Source organism: Bradyrhizobium sp. sGM-13, from assembly GCF_018398875.1.
GTDB lineage: Bacteria > Pseudomonadota > Alphaproteobacteria > Rhizobiales > Xanthobacteraceae > Bradyrhizobium.
Map to the genome: position 1 here is coordinate 1 of NZ_JAGWDK010000017.1, position 18737 is coordinate 18737.

At 58.4% G+C, this 18737-nt stretch carries 16 protein-coding genes and 8 pseudogenes; 10 read left to right on the forward strand and 14 right to left on the reverse strand.

The features are described from left to right. Both KJQ96_RS24140 and KJQ96_RS24145 read right to left on the reverse strand, forming a co-directional pair. Positions 1-2689 (reverse strand): AMP-binding protein (locus tag KJQ96_RS24140; RefSeq protein WP_213289011.1); only part of this gene is annotated, 2689 nt, incomplete at its 3' end. Between the two features lie 214 nt (positions 2690-2903). After that, entirely contained in the window at positions 2904-3113 is a 210-nt protein-coding gene (locus KJQ96_RS24145; protein WP_213253870.1) for a hypothetical protein, read from the reverse strand. Between the two features lie 149 nt (positions 3114-3262). Here KJQ96_RS24145 and KJQ96_RS24150 point away from each other — a divergent pair. From KJQ96_RS24150 to KJQ96_RS41780, 5 genes and pseudogenes are all read left to right on the forward strand, one after another. Continuing rightward, positions 3263-3782, forward strand: a pseudogene (locus KJQ96_RS24150) (DDE-type integrase/transposase/recombinase); the annotation flags it as partial. 157 nt (positions 3783-3939) lie between these two features. Then, positions 3940-4074 carry a hypothetical protein gene (locus KJQ96_RS41420; RefSeq protein WP_256441657.1) on the forward strand — a complete coding sequence of 45 codons (135 nt, stop codon included), beginning with the start codon at positions 3940-3942 and terminating at the stop codon, positions 4072-4074. Positions 4075-4294: 220 nt separating this feature from the next. Further along, entirely contained in the window at positions 4295-4579 is a 285-nt protein-coding gene (locus KJQ96_RS24155; protein WP_213289012.1) for a hypothetical protein, read from the forward strand. 29 nt (positions 4580-4608) lie between these two features. Then, a pseudogene (locus KJQ96_RS24160) lies at positions 4609-5704 on the forward strand (IS5 family transposase). Next, positions 5704-6031, forward strand: a pseudogene (locus KJQ96_RS41780) (hypothetical protein); the annotation flags it as partial. The pseudogenes KJQ96_RS24160 and KJQ96_RS41780, both read left to right, overlap by 1 nt. Here KJQ96_RS41780 and KJQ96_RS24170 read toward each other — a convergent pair. The 3 genes and pseudogenes from KJQ96_RS24170 to KJQ96_RS24180 form a co-directional block, all read right to left on the reverse strand. Next, positions 6026-6310, reverse strand: a pseudogene (locus KJQ96_RS24170) (ISNCY family transposase); the annotation flags it as partial. The pseudogenes KJQ96_RS41780 and KJQ96_RS24170 overlap by 6 nt on opposite strands. 1156 nt (positions 6311-7466) lie before the next feature. Next, entirely contained in the window at positions 7467-7658 is a 192-nt protein-coding gene (locus KJQ96_RS24175) for a hypothetical protein (RefSeq protein WP_213253872.1), read from the reverse strand. Then, positions 7651-7887 (reverse strand): hypothetical protein, encoded by a 237-nt coding sequence (locus KJQ96_RS24180; RefSeq protein WP_213253873.1) that lies wholly within the window; start codon positions 7885-7887, stop codon positions 7651-7653. The genes KJQ96_RS24175 and KJQ96_RS24180 overlap by 8 nt, the downstream gene beginning before the upstream one ends. Positions 7888-9047: 1160 nt before the next feature. On the opposite strand from KJQ96_RS24180, the gene KJQ96_RS24185 reads away from it, so the two are divergent. Then, positions 9048-9245, forward strand: coding sequence for a hypothetical protein (locus KJQ96_RS24185; RefSeq protein ID WP_213253874.1), 198 nt, complete (start codon positions 9048-9050; stop codon positions 9243-9245). A gap of 77 nt (positions 9246-9322) precedes the next feature. Continuing rightward, positions 9323-10252, forward strand: a complete 930-nt coding sequence (locus tag KJQ96_RS24190) for a TauD/TfdA family dioxygenase (RefSeq protein WP_108521678.1) — start codon at positions 9323-9325, stop codon at positions 10250-10252. Between the two features lie 73 nt (positions 10253-10325). Here the strand turns inward: KJQ96_RS24190 and KJQ96_RS24195 are convergent, their stop codons facing one another. After that, entirely contained in the window at positions 10326-10535 is a 210-nt protein-coding gene (locus KJQ96_RS24195) for a hypothetical protein (protein ID WP_213253875.1), read from the reverse strand. Between KJQ96_RS24195 and KJQ96_RS42090 the strand changes: the two genes are divergently transcribed. Both KJQ96_RS42090 and KJQ96_RS24200 read left to right on the forward strand, forming a co-directional pair. After that, positions 10462-10617 carry a hypothetical protein gene (locus tag KJQ96_RS42090; RefSeq protein WP_375293203.1) on the forward strand — a complete coding sequence of 52 codons (156 nt, stop codon included), beginning with the start codon at positions 10462-10464 and terminating at the stop codon, positions 10615-10617. The genes KJQ96_RS24195 and KJQ96_RS42090 overlap by 74 nt on opposite strands. Before the next feature lie 112 nt (positions 10618-10729). Beyond that, positions 10730-11160, forward strand: a pseudogene (locus tag KJQ96_RS24200) (hypothetical protein). A gap of 418 nt (positions 11161-11578) precedes the next feature. Here the strand turns inward: KJQ96_RS24200 and KJQ96_RS24205 are convergent. After that, positions 11579-11953, reverse strand: a complete 375-nt coding sequence (locus KJQ96_RS24205) for a serine hydrolase (RefSeq protein WP_213253876.1) — start codon at positions 11951-11953, stop codon at positions 11579-11581. A 238-nt stretch (positions 11954-12191) separates the two neighbouring features. Here KJQ96_RS24205 and KJQ96_RS24210 point away from each other — a divergent pair. Then, a pseudogene (locus tag KJQ96_RS24210) lies at positions 12192-12824 on the forward strand (IS5 family transposase); the annotation flags it as partial. On the opposite strand, the pseudogene KJQ96_RS24215 reads toward KJQ96_RS24210, so the two are convergent. The 7 genes and pseudogenes from KJQ96_RS24215 to KJQ96_RS24245 all read right to left on the reverse strand — a co-directional run. Beyond that, a pseudogene (locus KJQ96_RS24215) lies at positions 12825-12980 on the reverse strand (IS630 family transposase); the annotation flags it as partial. Positions 12981-13049: 69 nt separating this feature from the next. Further along, a pseudogene (locus KJQ96_RS24220) lies at positions 13050-13257 on the reverse strand (IS5/IS1182 family transposase); the annotation flags it as partial. A gap of 31 nt (positions 13258-13288) precedes the next feature. Then, positions 13289-13888, reverse strand: coding sequence for a GNAT family N-acetyltransferase (locus KJQ96_RS24225; RefSeq protein WP_082646336.1), 600 nt, complete (start codon positions 13886-13888; stop codon positions 13289-13291). A 1563-nt stretch (positions 13889-15451) separates the two neighbouring features. Continuing rightward, positions 15452-16696: a type II toxin-antitoxin system HipA family toxin gene (locus KJQ96_RS24230; protein ID WP_213253877.1), complete on the reverse strand. Its 1245-nt coding sequence runs from the start codon at positions 16694-16696 to the stop codon at positions 15452-15454. Then, complete coding sequence (locus tag KJQ96_RS24235) at positions 16693-17007, reverse strand: helix-turn-helix domain-containing protein (protein WP_057854146.1); 315 nt, start codon at positions 17005-17007, stop codon at positions 16693-16695. The genes KJQ96_RS24230 and KJQ96_RS24235 overlap by 4 nt, the downstream gene beginning before the upstream one ends. Before the next feature lie 385 nt (positions 17008-17392). Then, the gene (locus KJQ96_RS24240; RefSeq protein ID WP_057854102.1) at positions 17393-17725 is read right to left on the reverse strand and encodes a hypothetical protein; all 333 of its coding nucleotides are present in this window, start codon (positions 17723-17725) and stop codon (positions 17393-17395) included. A 479-nt stretch (positions 17726-18204) separates the two neighbouring features. After that, complete coding sequence (locus KJQ96_RS24245; protein WP_213289013.1) at positions 18205-18486, reverse strand: hypothetical protein; 282 nt, start codon at positions 18484-18486, stop codon at positions 18205-18207. Positions 18487-18737 lie beyond the last annotated feature (251 nt).

Here is an 18737-nt window from a genome sequence, read left to right on the forward strand (position 1 = left end):
CAGGCGCGCCATGGCCGTCCAGCAGATACACACGCGTGTTGGCAATCGGACGGCCAATGGGGATAGTAGCCCCATCAAAATCAGCCGGGCAACTCCAGGCTGTAACGTCGATAGCAGCTTCCGTGGGGCCATATAGATTGTGCAGACCAGTCCAAGGCAATACGCGCCGAACCTTGTGCACAAGGGAGGCAGGAAGCGCCTCGCCACTGCACAGGAGACGCTGCAGCGAGCTGCAGCGATCAACACCCCTCGTGTCCATAAAGCTTACCAGCATGGATGGTACAAAGTGTGCAGTGGTAATGCGCTGGCTGATTATAAGGTTTACAAGCGCATCGGGGTCTTTGTGTGCAGACGGAGGTGCCAGCACCAGGGTCGCCCCTTCAAGCAACGTCCAGAAGAATTCCCAAGCCGAGACATCGAAGCCAAATGGCGTCTTCTGCAAGACGACATCAGTCGCATTGAGAGCGTAGGCTTTCTGCATCCAGACCAGGCGATTGATAATACCCCGATGCTCATTCTTTGCCCCTTTGGGGGTTCCGGTTGAGCCGGAGGTGTAGATCACATAGGCGAGATGGCGCGAGGTGAGGCCGAGGGCGCGCGGCTCGGGATCAGAGGCGGGCAGCTCGGCCCAGGCCGGGGTGTCTGTCGTAAGATCGACCACGCTCACATCGGCGAGCGCCTCGGTGCCGAGCGCGGCGCGGCCGGCCGCATCGCAAAGCAGCAGCTGCGGCGCGGCATCGCCCAGCACCTGGCGCAGCCGCTGAGACGGATAGGCCGGATCCAGCGGCAGATAGGCGCCGCCCGCCTTCAGGATCGCCAAGAGCCCCACCACCATCGCCGGGCTGCGCTCCAGGCAGATCGCCACCGGCTGATCCGGCCTGACCCCGAGCGCGATCAGATGATGCGCCAGCCGGTTGGCCCGCGCATTGAGCTCGCCATAGCTCAGGCGCTCGTCCTCATGGACGAGGGCGACCGCTTCGGGTGCGCGCCAGACCTGTTGCTCGAACAGTTCATGGATGCACCGCTCCGACGGATAGGCCGTCGCCGTCCGGTTCAACTCCTCCAGCAGATAGCTGCGTTCGTCGGCCGGCAGGATGTTGATGCGGCCGACCGGCTGCCCGGCATCGGCCATCACACCATACAACAAAGTTTGCAAATGCTGCGTCATACGGTCGATCTGCTTCGGCTCTAGCCGACTTGCATCAAAATGCCATCGAAGGCTCCCATCCAGAGCGGAAACCTCAAACGTCAGCAAATCGCCGCATAGGGCTGCCCCAGCACTTTGGCTCGTCGTCAGATCGCCAGCGCCGCTGTCTGTGGTGATTGTGATGCCAATCGGCCAGGGCTGGTGCGACTGTAGCGCCTCCACACCCCGCAATGCCGGGCAGCGCGCGATAAGATCCCGGGCAAAGCTACCGTGTTCCCTCAGCTGAGCGCATTCGGCCGCGACCGCTTTGCGCACTTCTTCAAAATCATGTGCAAGGTCGACGGTAATTTCCATCGGCACGACAGAGGCAATAAGCACCTCCACCGCTTTAGAGCCAGCTAGCGGTCCATCCGATACAGGCGTCCAGCCCAATTGAAGCTCTGTTTCTCCTGTGATGCGGGCGAGATAGATCAGACATGCCGTTACCAAATATTCCGTGCGATCATGTGGCGACAACTTAGCCAAAGCTCTTGCAATGAACCACGAACTCGACTGCCATCTGGGCGGCGCCTCAGCCACGGACAACGACAAAGGAAGCTGCAATATTCTAAGCTGCTCTAGCCGCTGTACCCAAAACTCCTCTGAAGGCGCCAGCAATTCATGGCTCGCAGTTATGCTCCGCGCCTCATCTTCGCTCAAAATAGGAAGGCGACCACCTTCATCCAGATTGGAGTGCCTGGCGAGGGCTTGCGCGTCCAGCACCTGACCATCGGAGCTGCCAAAGCAAACATCGACATCCTCTGTACCCGTCGCCACCCGCCAGTGGCTGGAGTGGACCTCAAGCAGGGAACCTGCTGGGAGGCCCGAGCGTTGAGGCAGCACCTCCAAGCGGCTGACTGTGACAACTTCATCGCCTACGAAAGCCTTGGACAGCCCCAATGGATTGGGATGATATGGCCCAAAGTTTAAGGCACGCGTCATCGCTGACAGATCTTGCGCGGGCCGATCCCATCGCAGACAGCCTGCCGCATCTGGGCGTCGACGTCTCGGAAAGTAGCTCCGGCTCACCAGTGCCTGCGGATAGGCAGTAAGCTCTCCCTTCGCTAAGCCAGTTAAAAGCTCACGGAAGCCCTCTATCGCGACTTCATAGCATTTGAGGTTCAGGGTCAGTGCCGTATCGGTGGGCGCAATCAGCACTTGGCGCTGAACCACGACGTCTCCTGTATCAACGCCATCATCGATCCGATGCCATGTGATGGCGTATTCGGTCTCCTGCGCCAGCAGCGCCCAGGACGTCGCGCGCGTTCCCGCATATCGTGGCAATGGACCGTCGTGGTAATTAAAAGCACCTCGACGAACCCGCCCCAATACATCCGCTGGCAATATGAACGGATTGGCAACGGAGAAAACCAAATCTACCGGCGCGGCCTTCAAAAAAGAAGAGAGCTCTTCAACGCTTGCTACAGACGGGATGTTCGAGCGAACAGCCCAATCGCGGAATACGCCGTCGGCACACAACGCTGCACCAATGACGTGGCCCATCTCAATTGCCAGCTGCGCGCATCTGATAGCGAGCGTACCACTGCCGACAACGACGGTAGAGGAGATCGATCGCGCTTCAGGTAGCCTGTCCTGATCGCCTGGTTGGCAGGCGCTCCCGCGCGCCGGAGATGCCCGATATGTCATCTTCACCGCTCCTGCAGTCCATCCATCAAGCTGGGCAGTTCCCACCACGTGCGTCGCGCCACGTAGCGACTCAAATCAGCCACACTGGTTCGAATTTGCTCGGGATAACCGCGCCCACAGTCGCTTGCGCAATATGGGTGTATTGACGGTGCCGAAACTCTTGCGCGCAGCCCAGATCTTCCCAATGTCGCCGGCAGGCCCCCACGCCTCCAGATATCGTCTCCGGCAGAATCGCAGCTGCCGCCTTAGCCTGATCTGAGTTTCCGGTGAGCGTGATCATCGGACGACTTCTCCTCAGTCAATGCGCCTTTATAGAGGAGACTACGCATGTATCGTGCCAAAGGAGAAATCGTTCTCTGTCAGTATGCTAACCCTAACACTGCTATGTCACTCATCCGACATTGTCGGACATCTAACGTACTTGCGTTATCCACTCCGATCCGATTCGCCAGCTCCGCTCGCAGCCACAAATGGCATCTGGACGAAGTCGTTATCTCGATTCCCGGCGAACAACATTGGTTCTGGCGCGCTGTCGACCAGAATGGCCTCGTTCTCGACGTCTTGATCAAGCGCCGACGAGATTCGCGCGCTGCGCAGCGGCTCATGAAGAAGCTCTTGAAATCCACCGACACGTCGCCGCGCGTGATGATGATCAGCGACAAGCTCCGTTCGGTGCTGCAGGGGCGAAGATGGCCTTTCACGTCCGCAGCACAAATCTCTCAACAATCGGGTCCGAGAATTCTCATCAGCCGGCCTGGCGACGCGATCGGATCATGACGCGTTCAAATCGTCCCGTCAGCCTCAACGGTTCCGTCAGTTCACGATCGGGTCGCGAACTTTCCCACATCCCCTATCCCGGATCCGTCACTGTCGACTTCCGTCGAGCTTCGCGCGAGCCAGCCTTTGCGACTTGCCGTGAGACTCCACGACAAACGCTATCGCCGAATCAATCGTCGATTTGAAGAGAATGCGCGGCAGCAAGGCTGCAGGCAAAAAAGAAGCCCTCTGTCTCCGATCGCGATCGAGGTGGTGCGTCGGACCGGTGCGGCGCGCTGGCGGGTTTACGGTTGGCGATGACGCTTGGGACAGAGAGGCGCATTGCTGCCGTGCGAAGCCTCGCAGTCGACATCCTTGCCGCTGGTTGTGGAAGGCCGTCGGAGGAGCGTCACGATCCGGCGATCAAGGTCGAGATTGCGATCGGCGACGTCGTCGTACGGATGGGGAACAGCTATCTCGAGTGATCCGCCGCGGTGCGGGCATCACGATGATTGCAGCGGGCGCCAAACTGAAGATTTAGTCGTCCGTTAACAAGCGGGGTTGAGAGCGAACCGAGATTGCGAAGGCGCGCAAAAGGACGATCAGGATGAAGTGCAAGAGCTTACTGAGCCAGGCGAGGATGCGACGGAATATACTATGGGGTGACCGGCAGAGGCGTGAGAGTATTGATGCTGGTCATGAGCAATGGAGCACCCCATGCAAAAGGCAAACGATCTCGGCCGGTCTTCCACGGTCCTTGAACAGAATAGTACGCTGATCGCGGTCATGAGCCTCTCAAGCTGGCTGGTCGCTGAAATCGTCCTCGGGCTGGATCGTCATCTGTTGAAGAAGCTTGGCGCCGACGAAGAAGACGCGCTGCTCCGGTTGCTACACCGCTGGCGCGAGGAGGCGGCAAACTTTGGGCACGCGATTACACGCATAGCGGTCGCCTTTGAAGGCAGTCGCGATGGTTTTGGCCGGCGAGCGTGATTCATTGGCTCCGACGAGATTCGGAGACGGTGCGTGCGCGTTGCCTCGACAATCGAACGGGCGAGTTGTTCAGCTACGTCGACCTGGAGTCGCGGGTGCGGCGCGATCATCCGCTGCGAGCGATCCGGAGGATGGTGAACGAGCCGCTGTCAGAGCTGGAGCGCGAGTTTGCCGCGCTCTATTCGCCGATTGGGCGGCCGTCGATCCCGCCGAAGAAGCTGCTGCGGGCGATGCTGTTGCAGGCGTTTTATTCGATCCGCTCGGAGCGGCTCCTGATGGAGCGGCTGGAATACGACCTGCTGTTCCGCTGGTTCGTCGGCATCGGCGTCGACGACGCAGCCTGGGACCGTTCGGTGTTCTCGAAGAACCGCGACCGGCTGCTGGAAGGCGACATCGCGGCGAAGTTCTTGGCGGCGGTGCTGGCGCAGCCTATGGTGAAGAGGTTCTATCGAGTGATGACTTCTCGGTCGATGGTACGCTGATCGAGGCCTGGGCCTCGATGAAGAGTATCAAGCCGAAGGACGGCTCCGGCGAACCGCCGGCGCAAGGCGGCGGCCGCAATGCCGATGCGGACTTTCCACGGCCAGAAACGCTCGAACGACACCCATGCTTCGACTACCGATCCAGACGCCAGGCTGTATCGCAAGGGCAAAGGCAAGGAGACGAAGCTGTGCTTCATTGGGCACGGGCGATGGAGAACCGCCACGGTCTGCTGGTCGACGCCTGCCTGACGCAGGCCGACGGGCATGCCGAGCGGGTGGCCGCGCTGCACATGATCGAGCCTCGTGCTGACCGACCGACAGCGATCACGCTTGGCGCCGACAAAGCCTACGACGTGGAAGACTTCGTCAACGAGCTGCGCTCGATGAACGTGACGCCGCATGTGGCACAGAACACCAGCGGCCGCCGCTCTACGATTGACGGGCGAACGACCCGGCACGGCGGCTATGCTGTCAGCCAGCGCATCCGAAGCGGATCGAGGAGGCATTCGGCTGGATCAAGACGATCCCGGGGCAACAGAAGACCCGGTTCCGTGGCCGTGACCGCGTCGCATGGGCCTTTACCTTCGCTGCCACCGACTACAATCTGGTGCGGTTGCCCAAGCGGATCGCGGAGACCGGCTGATGGCCAAGGTGCCCGGCTTCGCCAAGGCCTTTGCAGGCCGCTGGCGCATCGTCGAGATGGACGTCTGGACAACGAGTACCTCGATCTTCTCGAGGAAGCGCATCTCACCTTCCAGGGCAAGTCCAATGGCGAAATCGCGTTTGGGGCTCTCAAGAGCTTCTTGGACGTGCGCTACGGCACCCGCGACGGATCGGCGTGCGCGGAGTTCTCATGGGAAGGGCACGACGAGAACGATCCGTCCTGCGGTCGCGGATGGCTATGATCGCCACTGCAGACAGGCTCCTCGGCCACTTCTACATCCACAATGGCGACGATTCTGCCTTCATTCTTGGCGGAATAGAACCCGGCGTCTGCTGCGACCAGGCGCGGCGTGCGGCCGAGCTTGGCTTGGTGGATTTCGATGGCCGGAACCAACAGGTCCGAATCACTCGGCCGCCGATCGTAGACTTCGTAGTCGATCACGATTTGGCTTTCGGCCTCCTGCAGCTTGACCATCTTGCCGAACTCGTTGGGCTTGCCGGCCTTACCCTTTCGAATGATCTCCGTCGAGGGCTCGAACACGCTGAAGAGCTTGTCCTCTGCCCGTGTGTTGCCGCGGAAGATGCCCTTGGCCGATTCCATCGTCATGGTAGGACCCGTCGAGCACGACAGTGCGCACGTTCGGATTTTGGCACCCGGTACGTAATATATGCTGCAAGAAATCGACGAGTTCTTTGGAATAGGAATGCCCGCCATCGGTGATGACCCGCAATCTTTCGGTCATCACCCCGCGGTCATGCGTGCGAGGTTCCTCACGGTGATAAATGCCGGCGTCGGTCGTGCTGCGCCGTGATAGCCCCGCAAGATCACGGGTTCGACAGCCTCAGTAAGCTTCTCGATGTACTACTCGATGCGGGCGGTGGGCCCCCTTTTTGAGCACGCGTAATCGATCGGCATCATCACAGCACACATCGTGGAAAGTACCAGGCTTTTTCGCATACCGGGCTTGAGGCGTTTGAGCGTCGGGACAGTTACGATGCAGCTATCGAGTTCAATGGCGGCCGGTGCCGATAGGACGATTTTGGAGCTCCTGTTGCCGCTGAGTGAAAAGGGCGGCACAACCGATCGATTTCGGAAGCGACCCGAGTGGCCGGCTCTAGCAAACCGCCGCCGCTCGGCGGCGTTCAGACACTTTACGGCCGCCCGGTAGTCCGCAGACGCTTAGCGCTTGCATTGTCTATCTCTCACCCTCCCCTGAAACAAAATAGCCGATGGTGTTCCAGCACGAGCTGTCTAAAAGATGAAATCCGAAGAGAACGTTGTGCGTGATATTCAATGTGCTCCCTTCAAGGTCTGTCTGGTTATGGCCGCCATCTATCAAGCCGCTCGCAACCAGCGAACTTTCTGCCGCATATCGCCGCGGCACCTTACTGGACCGCGCAGGAAAGTATGGGAGCTGTTACGCATTCTCGCCTTTCGGCGGATAGCCCCTTGCATTTTCTTCGCCGCTTCACCACGCTGGCAGGTGAAGTGCAGCGATGCCAAGTCTCGCGGCAGCCCAAGAGCTTGACTCTGATGTGCCGAAGCCGCGCGCTCCACTGTGCTTCGCCGAGATTGCTGACTGTAGCGATTCAACCGGGAGGCCGACGGGGGGGTAGATTTCGCCCGGAGTCATCAGCCGCCAAGCGAGATCCGACATCTCGTTGCGGGCCTTACGCGGCTCCGTCGTGAGTTGAGGCAGATTGTCCGCAGGCAGCCCCTGCCCCACGGCAATGGGAGCTTGCTATGCTTTATCGTAAAACCGCTTCAGCAGGACCACGCCTACACCTTTTTGAAGTTCCCCTATCTGCCGTAACGCTGCATCGCTTTCTGGGCCGCGCGGAAGCCGCCTTGCTGACGCTAGGATGCTGATTAGCAGTTGGAGCAGTTCCTCAATGGTGGCCGCCTCATCGCCCTTTTGAAGCCCGTCACTCATGCGAGCAGTCTCCTCCATCGCCTTCCAATCTTCTGGAAGCGGGACTTCTCGACAAAAAAACATCGGTCGAGGGTTTAAAGCTGCCGGTACAGTGAGGCCGCAGACCGAAGAGTTGGAACAGGCGATGAACGGTGCTTTTGGCAATTTCCGTCTCTTTAGATGGGCGCACGCTCCAATGGATTGCGGCTTTGGGCTTGCGAGCAAGTGTCTTGCTGATCAGCTCGGCCACAGCCTCATCCTCAACCGTGCGGGGGTCCGCCGGTACGCATCTCATCGTAGATGATCCTCAATGCGATTTGCGATAAAGCGATTGGGCCGTTTGCCGATCGTATGGGGCCGACCACCAAGCCGCGTCGCCAAGACGACGTGCTCGGCTCGCGTTGGCAGGCCAGCACGATCTCTGTTCGCAGCGTCAGCGCCGCGGCAGCGAGCGCGACCGTGTTATGGCCGTGAGCTGCGTGTCTTCGTCGCTGGAAATCGTCAGCATCGCCTTCGCCTGTCCGGTGCGCATCGATATCTCCTTCATCGGATACGCGGAACCCATGCAATAACCATGCTACGAACTTGCGGGACAGAACGCTAGCAGCGAGGCGGGTCACGGTTCTCTTCATCCATTGGCCGGGGAATGACCTGGGCAAACATCAACCGCGATGTTCTCGTGACGGGAACTTCGATCACTCGCGGAGAGCTGCAAACGATGCGCCGGCGGTATTGTCGACCAGCCCCCCGTAACTCGATCTGAATCTACGTGCATCGGGCGGTCGGCTATCGCCGGAGCAGCTCGGGAATGAAAGGTGCCACCACATCGAGATCGGGGGTGCCGCGATGGTGCCGGATTTGGTGTGTGCCTTGCTTCACGAGAGAAAACACACGCGTAGCCGCCAGCATGCCTTTGGATCGACGCTGCAGGTTGTCAGATCTCCGACATCTCCGTCTTGAACCTGACGTGCCTGATGTTGAAAGATGGAAGGTCATCTGATGACTATCGCCTCTCGTGCTGAGCCGAACGGACGCCTGACGATCATACGCCACTGTGCCGTTGGCCCCGAGCTAGGCGCTCGACCTCAGGTATCGTTAGGCGCTGCTTCTTCGCGCGCGCTGGCCATCGGGGCTAGCCAGCTATCTGGTCGAATTATCGGCCCAATTTGGTGACCGTCGCGCCGGGTTTTCCCGATCCCTTTGGCGCTCTTGCCGCCAGGTAGTCGTTCGCGGCTCGTTTTCGCGGCTGGCACGGTGCTTGCTGGAGATCACTTGCTAAATGCGAGGTTTGCCTATGAAACCCGGTGACGTCACCTGCGCACCCAAGCGCTTCGTATCTTCTTGGAAGGACGAGATCGTATCCGCGATAGTAGAGAAGTTTCACCAAACCAATGATCGAAGGCAGTCTCGATGAGACTCTTCGAAGTTGAACCTGCCGGATCGTCGATCCTCAATCAAGCTAATGCTGCACCGAGGCAAGGGGCACCGGCGAGTTTCAGGCGTATCCCATCGAAAATGGTACGGATCAGCCGCGATCCGTGCGTGGCCGCTTTTGCCTCGCACGAACAGCGCACCAACGGGCCGATTGCCGCGGATTTTGATGATTAGCAATCTAGCGTTCACCCATTCCGGCTCGCAGCTGAATGTGTTTGTTTGGTGAAGAAACCGCAAAGGCTGGAACATCCATGAGCGAAACGACCTTGATCGATAATGTCATTCCGCGTACCGATATCGTCAAACGCGCAGCGCGCATCGGCGCCGAAATCAGAAATATCAAGCTCTCGAGCGATTTGCCGGACCAGACGATCGCTGCACTCAACAGCTTGCTGCTCGACCACAAGGTGATCTTCTTCCGCGACCAAGGTCATCTCGATGACGCCGAGCAGGAGCGATTTGCTGCCCGTTTCGGGAAGCTGGTGCCGCATCCGATGCTCGGCGTTGCCAAGGGAACGGCATCGCTCCTCGAGCTTGACTCCGCGCGCGGCGGTGGCCGGGCCGATGTGTGGCACGCCGATGGGACCTTCGCCGATTCCTATCCCAAGATTTTGGTGCTGCGGGCCGTTGTGATCCCACTATTCGGCGGCGATACGGTCTGGTCGAACGCCGCGGCCGCCTATCTCGACCTGCCGCCACCGCTGCAACGGCTTGCAGACGAGCTCTGGGCCGTTCACAGCAACGTCTTCGACTATGCCGGAATGGCCCGAGTCCGCGAGGTCGATAAGAAGCATTTTGACGAGGTCTTCACCAGAACCAACTTCGAGACTGAGCATCCCGTGGTGCGTGTCCACCCCGAGACCGGAGAGCGGACGCTAGTGCTCGGCGCTTTGGTACAGCGTTTTCTTGGCATCCCCAAATATGACGGCCAAAAGCTGTTGGATATATTCCAGTCTCATATCACCGCGCCTGAAAACACCGTGCGCTGGAACTGGAGGGAGGGCGATGTCGCGATCTGGGATAACCGCGCCACACACCATTACGCGGTCAATGATTACGGCGACCAGCATCGCGTCGTTCGTCGCGCCACCATCGAGGGTGACGTGCCCGTCAGCATTGATGGCAGGTGCAGTGTAACGCGCGTAAGGTCACCAAGCAGCGGCCCAATGAAGACCGCCTAACGCGTTCGCAAATTCACGGAGATCCTACCGTTATAGACTATGCTCCCGCGTTCGTTGCTTGTGCAAGTTGAGGTCAAACGGCCAGCGCGGGGCTGACGAAGATCTGGTTTTCGCGAGCCTCATCGAAAGCGGGGTCGGCGCTGCAGTAGACGTACAGCCCTTCGCCGCCACGGCCTGTAGGCCACGAGGTGTGCGCGACGGCCGAGGTAATCAACGTCGAGGGAAAACGAGTTGACTTCAAGGTGCCGGCAAGCGACGGGATAGAGGAGATCGGCAGCGGCACCTATCAACGGGTGGTGATCGATCTTCGTTCGTCCAACGAGTGCCTTAAAAATGAGGAGCTCCTAACGCAACGGTCGGCCTGACATTGCGGCCAGCTTGTGATACAATGCATGCCGGATCTGCTCGTGAGGAAGCAGTAGCGCCTTGCGATGGGAAAAGGAGAATAATCGGGTGCGACCAGAAGGCGAGCATAGCGTGGCTTCTCACTGGCAGTATCAGGTTAGGTTCGATGTGAATGATTCCGCCACGGCGGAATCGGTAGGCCGAAAACTTCGTGTTCCGGCACTGGCACCGCTGTTCGATATCCTCGCCAAGCATCGCGCTGCGCCGAAATGCCAGTTCGATGCCTTTGCGGAGTATGTCGCCGCAGCAGAAGAGCACGGCGTCGAAAACTATCCGCTCTACAGTGGACAAAGGCGACGATTGAGAATCCAGCGAAGAAGGAAAAGTATTTGAAATCCTTTGCACTCTACGTAGACGACCGGGAGATCTATGCCAAGGAGATTGCCGACGCGCTGGAGGCGGACTTGCAACCGCTCACCACTAGCGGGCTCATCACGCGAATATCGAAGTACGATACCAACCCCGCCAACAATCCTCAGCCGCGGCAGGGCCCCCGCGATTAGGGCTGGGAGCGAGCTGAACGCCGGCTATTGGCCCCAAGCCGAAGACCATCCTAAGGACGCGCGGTCCACTTTCTGAGGGATTGTGTTGCACAAGTCGATTTTCGCCGATGACCAAAATTCTGCGGGCCGTGGGCGCGACTTTCGTATACAAAATGTGAGGGACCTCACGGCCTCACGCAAAATTCACAGGCAACTTCGATACCACGATTGAGGTCATACGAATCAGCGATCGCTCGCTGCTTAGTGCTTTCGCGAAAAATCTTGAGCCCTGCAACTTTCGACTTTTGCAACACTATCTGGGGTGAATCGGACAGGGTTGGCGCTGGCCTTCGACCGATGCTTATGGGCCCAACTCGAACGTGTCAGCCTCGCGGGGCGGATCCGACGATTGTGATCAGAAGAGCGCTGGGGTCGAACCTCAATCAGCCGCATAGAACGCTTCCCGAATGGGATTCGAGATCGCGCCGGAGCCAATAATCGCCGTCTTGGTCATGAACCGCTCGGTGACAAACGATTCCAGGCTGTTTCCCGTCACTTTCTCGATCACGGCCCTCAGCACGTCCGTCGTAAGCGAGTATTCCCAGCCTGTACCAGGCTGATAACAAGCGGAACGGAGGCGAGACGCTGCATTGCTTCGACGCAACGAAGGGGGCGCCCAAAATGCCAGAATTGACAAATGGAGGCTCTGTCCAAACTTTCGACCGCTCCGTCGCACAGAGAGGTCATTGCCGGCTACTACAATGTCGGCAATTTCGGCAGCGCCGATCGGATGGACTACAGTAATCTTATCCACCAAGGTTCCGCCGCGTCGTGCTCGCGTTTGGCAGCTTGGCGATGAAGTGTTCGGCGTCATGCAGCGTTTGGGACTGCTCCTTAGCTGGAGGGTTAGCGGTTGCGCAGTACGACATCGCTCTCCCCCACTCGTCAGCGCAGAGGTTTACCTACTAGACTAGCAGGCTGCGGAAAAAGTATCGCGGATCGGCTGCGATTGTGATTCCTTTGTCCTGTTGAATCGGGGCAGAGGACAGCCGATGCGCGGAGAAGATGAGGCGTCAGAGGGCCTTTTTTCGTACGTGAGCTGCTCGGCGCGGGTTCCCAAAGATCACCCGCTGCGGGCCATTAGGCGGCTTGTCGATGGGGCACGTGAGGCGCTCTCAGGCGATTTCGCGAAGCTTGGCCAGCCTTCGATTCCGCCAGAGAAGCTGTTGCGGGCGCTGCTTTTACAAGCGTTCTACTCGGTGCGCTCAGAGCGCCAGTTGATGGAGCAACTCGATTACAATCTGTTGTTTCGCTGGTTCGTCGGGCTGTCGATGGACGCGCCGATCTGGGACGTGACGGTATTCACCAAGAACCGGAAGCGGCTTCTGGAAGGGGATGTCGCGGCGAAGTTCTTCGGCGCGGTGTTGGACCAGGCTGAGGTGAAGCAGCTCCTGTCGAACGATCACTTCTCGGTCGATGGCACGCTTATCGAGGCGTGGGCATCAATGAAGAGCTTCCGACGCAAGGACGGCAAGGACAAGCCGCCGGATCCAGGCCGCAATGGCGAGCGCGGCTTCCACAAGGAGAAGCGCTCCAACGAGACGCATGGATCAACCACCGATCCGGACGCCAGGCTCTATCGCAAAGGTGATGGCCAAGGCGCCAAGCTCTCCTTCATGGGGCATTGGCCAGCCGTCCGCACATCGCAGGATCGCGCGGCACCGCTCAGATAGCGACCGCGCAACACGGTGACGACGGACTTGTCTCTCCAAGTACGTCCGCTCCTGCGCACTCAGCACCAACGGCTCGATCGGCCGGCCTCTCACAGCTGCATTCGCCACAAGCGCTCTCGTCTACAGAGAGATTCGAGCTATCATTATAATGTGACGAACTTGCGTTCCAGATGACTAGAAGGGTTGCAGTACCACCGCTCGAAGCAGCTTCTCTGGTGCGATCGATGGCCGCCCGAAGTCCACGTAAAGCGCCGTGAAAGCCTTCGACACTCAACGCCGCGTTTGCTATTACCCGGATCGTTCGCAGCGGATGATCACCGCGGAGGCGGGCTTCCAAATCCACATAGCTGAATAGCAATCCATACTGCTCGTCAGAGCGGCGCATCTCCATTTCCCGATTCAATCACTCCAGAGAATTATGCCAAACGCCTGCCCGCTAGTGACTTCTTCAACAACCTGTTAGAGCTATCGCGACGTTCGAGAAACGGCCCGCTCGCAAGCCTTCCTGTCCGGACGCCCTGGGAGACTGGCCAGCGTTCGGCGAAAATGCTCTGGCCAAGGCCGTGCAACGGCAACTTGAGGCGTGGGCCGATCTCTGCAAAACCGGCCTTCAAGTAGAAGGCCAAGCTGCGGTTGCGGCTCCACGTCGGCTGCCTCGGCGCCCCCAGTTCAAGCTGACCCCAGCCTTTTACCGTCCCCAGGCTCACGGCAGCCTCAATGAGGCGCATCGCGATCCCAGACGATCGCTGGTCCGGCACCACGTAGAGTTCGGTAATGATGCCGTAGGTTCCGCGCGCAAAAAGGGCCGCGCTTTCCGACAACATGATGATGCCCACAGGACGAGCCTCCGCGAAAGCAAGAAACCCATAGACGCGCTCTTTTATGAGGAGGTCGACAGCAAGCTGGGTATCTAGTCCGGCCTGCACTTGGCCGCCCTCAAGTTCGGCAAGTAGGGCAGCAACCATGTGGGTTACCGTTGTGACGTCATCGACAGACACTTCGCGCGTGGTCACCATGTCACGTCCTCGTCCAAGCTCAAGCAACATGCCAGCTAGTTCAGTAGCGGCGCCGGAGGCTGCTGCAGCACCCAGCCCGAGGCTGATACACCCTCTGGTTGAAATTAATATGACGCCTTAGTTCACAATGAGGTGATAAGATGTTCGTGTCGCTCCTGGCCAAAAATATCACAGAAAATCGAAAGATAACCTGTCGACCACATCGTCATGGTCGTCTGGAGCGCTCTCTTCTTTGGACCTGCGTGCCGCCCCCACATCGGGGCCCTCGTGTTCGTGCTAGGACGTCGCAGGAGCGCGGCTGACCGTTTGCGAGCAGCCCCGCGCATGTCGATCTATTCTCCCCCTTCGTGAACAGCTCGAGCGGCTGGCCGACCAGCGGCATCTGGGCAGCGTCAACAAAAGGACGCACACAAGTCATTAACAAGCTCTGCGCGTAATGGAATCACGATGTCGAAGATGTTGTTGCGCATCATGAGCTCCCTGACCGGCATCATTGCTTGATAATCAATCCTCTCAAAGAATTCTCGAATGCGCGAGTCTAAGATGAACCATTTTTCGTTGAGAGGAGATACTCAATTTTTCTTAATTTCGCAGCAGACGCATTGTTTGTTGCCGTGCGGTGACGAACAGCGTGCACGAACTCGTTACCTAACGAATTCGTACAATTCTGCTCCCTGCGTGCGCGATTGCAAGCGAGCGGCTCTCCTGTTCCTCTAACGACAATTGTCTCCATTCTGTCGAAGCGATTTGCGGCCACCTATCGCATGGTCGCTGAAAGCTCTCTCAAATTGTCGCCAGTCCGCGCTTCGCGGCATCATCTATCGTCCACTTGAATCACTTGCGTTTGCGACTTCGTCCGTTTGTTGAAATATTCTTCTAACGCCCGCCGACATCCACAACACGCGCGTCCTGTTGTGCTCAGTCGCCTCGCGAATAATAGAGACATCGCGTTCCGAAATATTATGAATAGACGGCATCGAACAAAAAATATCTCGGTTCGCGCGGGAGCAAGGTCTTCGGCCGTCCTCTGGCGGCCAAATGGTGCAGAAATTCAGCGATTTCCGCCCCTATTGCGCAGGATCAATTAGCCGTAGCCCGAGCGATGCCAATTGATCGGGACGGACTGATACAGCAGGTTTGCGGAAATGCTTGCAGACGGGGAGCCCGCATCTGTTCATCATCTCATGCTCGATACTGTGGTCGTCGGGCGGTCAGCCTGGCCCTTTTCCAGACCTCACGCGATGTCCGGGCTGGAGCCCGGAATGCGTATGATTGTGTTGAAAAAGTCCTTGTTCGCTGATGACTGAAAATTCTCAGGACCGCTGGTGCGTCTATCTCGCTGTGAGATGAGGGACCACATCAATTACCCAAAAACGATCGCTGGCGCTCGTATTGATTCTGCAAAGCCTTGCAGCGGCTGAAATTGCCAATGCGCGACACTTGCGAGATTTTCGGAGCCCCGCGATTTTCGAGTTTTTCAACACAATCCGTATCAAAGCGGAAGTCTGCGGACCACTCCGGATTTATAGGTTCACGTCCCTGATCCTGCTTGGTCGTTGGGATCTACGGATCGAGAACGTTTGCCATTTCTTCGATATGGGCATCGATCCGGCTGAGGACCTGGGCAGGCACAACATCGCGTTCTGGAAGAACCGACCACTTGTCGCGCACGGTCGCCGCCGTCTCGGCTACGGCTGTCACCACTGCCCCTTCCGGAAGACGACTTCGATTTGCGAAGTTGCGCCAGCGCTTTGGAGTAAGCGCCTTGAACGACTTTTCGCCGGCAAGGCTCAGCGCCATACCGTCCTTTGGGATGTAAGGAACTGTTGAAAGCACGTCGTAGACAGGCGACAGCGTTGGTGTCCGTCCGTCTCCGGGATACAGCAGCGACCAATTCTTGAGATGCATATCACCGTTCCCGGTGACCGCGGTGAGTGCAAGGCGCCGAACAAATTCGATGGCTGAATCAAAGGAGACGCCGCTGTTCAGCGCTGCTGCGATATTATGATAGGCTGCGCCAATGTATTTCTCCGACGGATAGCGGCCAAAGACCTGTGCGAAGTCTTCCATATGGACGCGCGCTCCGTCCGCGCCGCGGTCGAAGCGACGGACAAGCAGCACCTTGCCCGTGGACATGGTGTTGAACTCTTCCGGAATGCCGGCGAACTCCTTCTTGTCGACGAGTTCGCGTGCCGGCACTTCCATCCCCAGCGCTTCCGCCAAGGCGAGAACTGCGAATTCGTTTTCCGAAAGCCCGATGTGAGTGAGCGAGGGAAATTTCGCGATATATTGCCCTTGCTCGCCGTCTACGGCGAGTGTGATCCCACCTTCCTTTCCTGTGTTCTTCATGACGGAAAGCTTCATCTGCACACCGGCAAGCGAAAATCGCGCCTTTTTATTGCCCTCCGCTTCTGGACCAGTTGGAATGGGGATACCATCACTCGGCAAAGCGCATACCGCTCCTGGCAGGTTGATCCCCAGCGCAGCCAAGAGATCGAAGTCGTTTCCTGGTCTTACTGACGCCGCGTGGTGCTTTTCCATCGCCTCGCGCAGTTTCTCTTCGGGCAGCAGGTTCGCAAAGAACGGTGGCAGCGCGCCGCGTATGGGTTTTGGATCCCGGCGGAGGCTGCCGTCCGCTGAGCGAAGCGACAGGCTGAAGATTGGCGGGTTGTTTAAGTTCCGGTAAGCGGGCAAAAGGTTGAACGCATTGTAGTCGCCCGGCGTCCGCACGAGCGTGCCGACTGGAAGATCGTTCAACGAGATATCGAGCGACTGGATGCGCTCTGCCGCGAGAACGGTCGGACTCATGCGCCTTCCTCCTCTTCAACGTCTGACGTGAATGCGGGGCGATCATCATCGTCGGCGGCGGGCTGCAGCATCGACTGAATAGCGGGCACCATCGCCTGCGGGATCAACATCATTTCCATGCCAAGGGCGCGGGCGACGTTGACGAGCGTCGTTGCACGGGCGGCAGCGGCACCGGTTTCAATGTCCCGATAGCGTGGTCTGCTGATGTTCGCCCGAAGGGCGATTTGCTCCTGGGACAAGCCAGCGGCCATGCGCGCCTTTCTAAAGTGCATGCCAAGATCCTTGAGCAAGGGGTCTGGGGCGGAGGTCATGATATGTTCCCGGATCATTTGCCAGTGGGTGATACGTAAACAGATCATTTCGATCGGTCAAGATGAAACGTAAACGAATCTTTCGGGTTGGAAATGATCCGTAAACGTATCTATCGAACAGTTTGGCTTGGGACGGTCAGTTCCCGCAGGTGCTGGCGCTCGGAAGGCGGGTGAAACGAGCCGGCCTCGGTCAATGGCCCGATCTGCCATACTCGCCGCATGCTGCTGCCGCTGATGATCCGGCCCAGCAGGACTAGCGACCCTCAGGGAACACCGTCGTGCGGTCATGGAATTCCGGTGCCCTGAGGTGGCGCTGTCGTCGCTTGACCCGGGCCTCCGCGGGAAGGACCTGAGGTGCCACTACCACTTCGGCTCATCGCACAGGTCACTTGCCCCGCGCCCGGTCGATCTGCTGTTGCACCCAGCCATCAAATTCAGAAAGCGCTTCGGTGATAGCGTCATCCAAATAATCCATCTGCCGGTTGAGATCATCATGCGCCGCGGCTGCGCGCAGCCAATTCGTCTCCGTTCCGATGAGATTCGCCTTCTGCCGCCACTTAACAATGGGCACAGTCGAGTACCGTCGCTTCCACGTCGCCATGAGACGCGTTTTATGGCCCTGCATGAACGGCGCGTCCCATGGAATCCAAATGTTCTCGCCACCCTTCTTCCGAAGCGCGGAATTATGATCGTATGCAAATTGGAGATTTTCCAGCATCGCAGCCGGCGGTGTCTCCCATCAAGATCACGACTGATGTAATTGAAGTGCTTTTCGATGCGTCCGATCCGCTGCATCAGTTCGGTCTTGAGCGACATTCCCAACGTGGCGCAATCCGACGTGATACAGTTCATTACGATAGGCATGCGCTATCGCAATGAAGCGTCTTTCATCCTCCGTGATTGCATCGACATGCCTCATTACGGCCAGCTTCGGCTCGAAGTAATTACCCGTCGCCTCGCGACGCATCTTGGGACTAAGCGGAGTCTTATCTTTTCCGGCGCCGTGGGCAGCGTATTGCACGATCGGTGAATGAGCAATTCCGTGGCGTTATCGATCAGGATCAGCGCGAAGCGGCTGTGGATCGGCTGATCGACGGCAATCTCCGCAACCGCCATGTCCAACTGTTCGATGATAGTCGAAAAGAATTTCACAGGCTCTCGACCCTCGTATCCGTTGGCGCTGTGCGATAGGCGACACTACCGCTTTCCAAAACGACGCCTCAAAAGTACGAGACATTGCTGCATCGTTTGCTCCTCCTTGATGTAGACGCTTGGCGAGGCCAGTCCCGGCAGGTCCGGATCGCTGACTGTCATATAGAGACAAAGCTTGTCGGGGCGTGGAAACAGCTGGGACGCTTCCCGCTCCAACTCATCGACCCATTTCGCCGTCTTCGCAAACTCCGCCGCGAAATTGTGCAGCAGGCGTGTCGCGTTTTCGAGAAGTCCGGCGGATTGTGCTGCGGCTTCGCGCGGTGTCATCCCGTTGAGGCTTGAGTGCGGCGTCTCTATCCAATTCGAATGTGCTCGCCGATCGGTGCGTTTGACAGGGGCATGATCGTGTTCAACCGCTCCAAACGCTTCAGCCGTTCGGCTTCTTCTGCTTCAACATTGCGCTGCGCGGCTCGTGCTTCGTGAGTGGCACGCATTGCCTGAATCGCACCGCGGACCGGCAAGCCAAGATCTTCGGCTTCCTCCTCGCGTTGATCTTTGAGAACCGCACGCGTGGTCGC

What these genes read in the sequence shown, in the direction of transcription:
- KJQ96_RS24145 (WP_213253870.1), bottom strand. Translation starts at nt 3,113, where the DNA reads ATGATCACGCTCACCGGAAACTCAGATCAGGCTAAGGCGGCAGCTGCG.
- KJQ96_RS24155 (WP_213289012.1), top strand. Translation starts at nt 4,295, where the DNA reads ATGGAGCACCCCATGCAAAAGGCAAACGATCTCGGCCGGTCTTCCACG.
- KJQ96_RS24175 (WP_213253872.1), bottom strand. Translation starts at nt 7,658, where the DNA reads ATGAGTGACGGGCTTCAAAAGGGCGATGAGGCGGCCACCATTGAGGAA.
- KJQ96_RS24185 (WP_213253874.1), top strand. Translation starts at nt 9,048, where the DNA reads ATGAGACTCTTCGAAGTTGAACCTGCCGGATCGTCGATCCTCAATCAA.
- KJQ96_RS24190 (WP_108521678.1), top strand. Translation starts at nt 9,323, where the DNA reads ATGAGCGAAACGACCTTGATCGATAATGTCATTCCGCGTACCGATATC.
- KJQ96_RS24225 (WP_082646336.1), bottom strand. Translation starts at nt 13,888, where the DNA reads ATGGTGACCACGCGCGAAGTGTCTGTCGATGACGTCACAACGGTAACC.
- KJQ96_RS24230 (WP_213253877.1), bottom strand. Translation starts at nt 16,696, where the DNA reads ATGAGTCCGACCGTTCTCGCGGCAGAGCGCATCCAGTCGCTCGATATC.
- KJQ96_RS24235 (WP_057854146.1), bottom strand. Translation starts at nt 17,007, where the DNA reads ATGACCTCCGCCCCAGACCCCTTGCTCAAGGATCTTGGCATGCACTTT.
- KJQ96_RS24240 (WP_057854102.1), bottom strand. Translation starts at nt 17,725, where the DNA reads ATGCTGGAAAATCTCCAATTTGCATACGATCATAATTCCGCGCTTCGG.
- KJQ96_RS24245 (WP_213289013.1), bottom strand. Translation starts at nt 18,486, where the DNA reads ATGACACCGCGCGAAGCCGCAGCACAATCCGCCGGACTTCTCGAAAAC.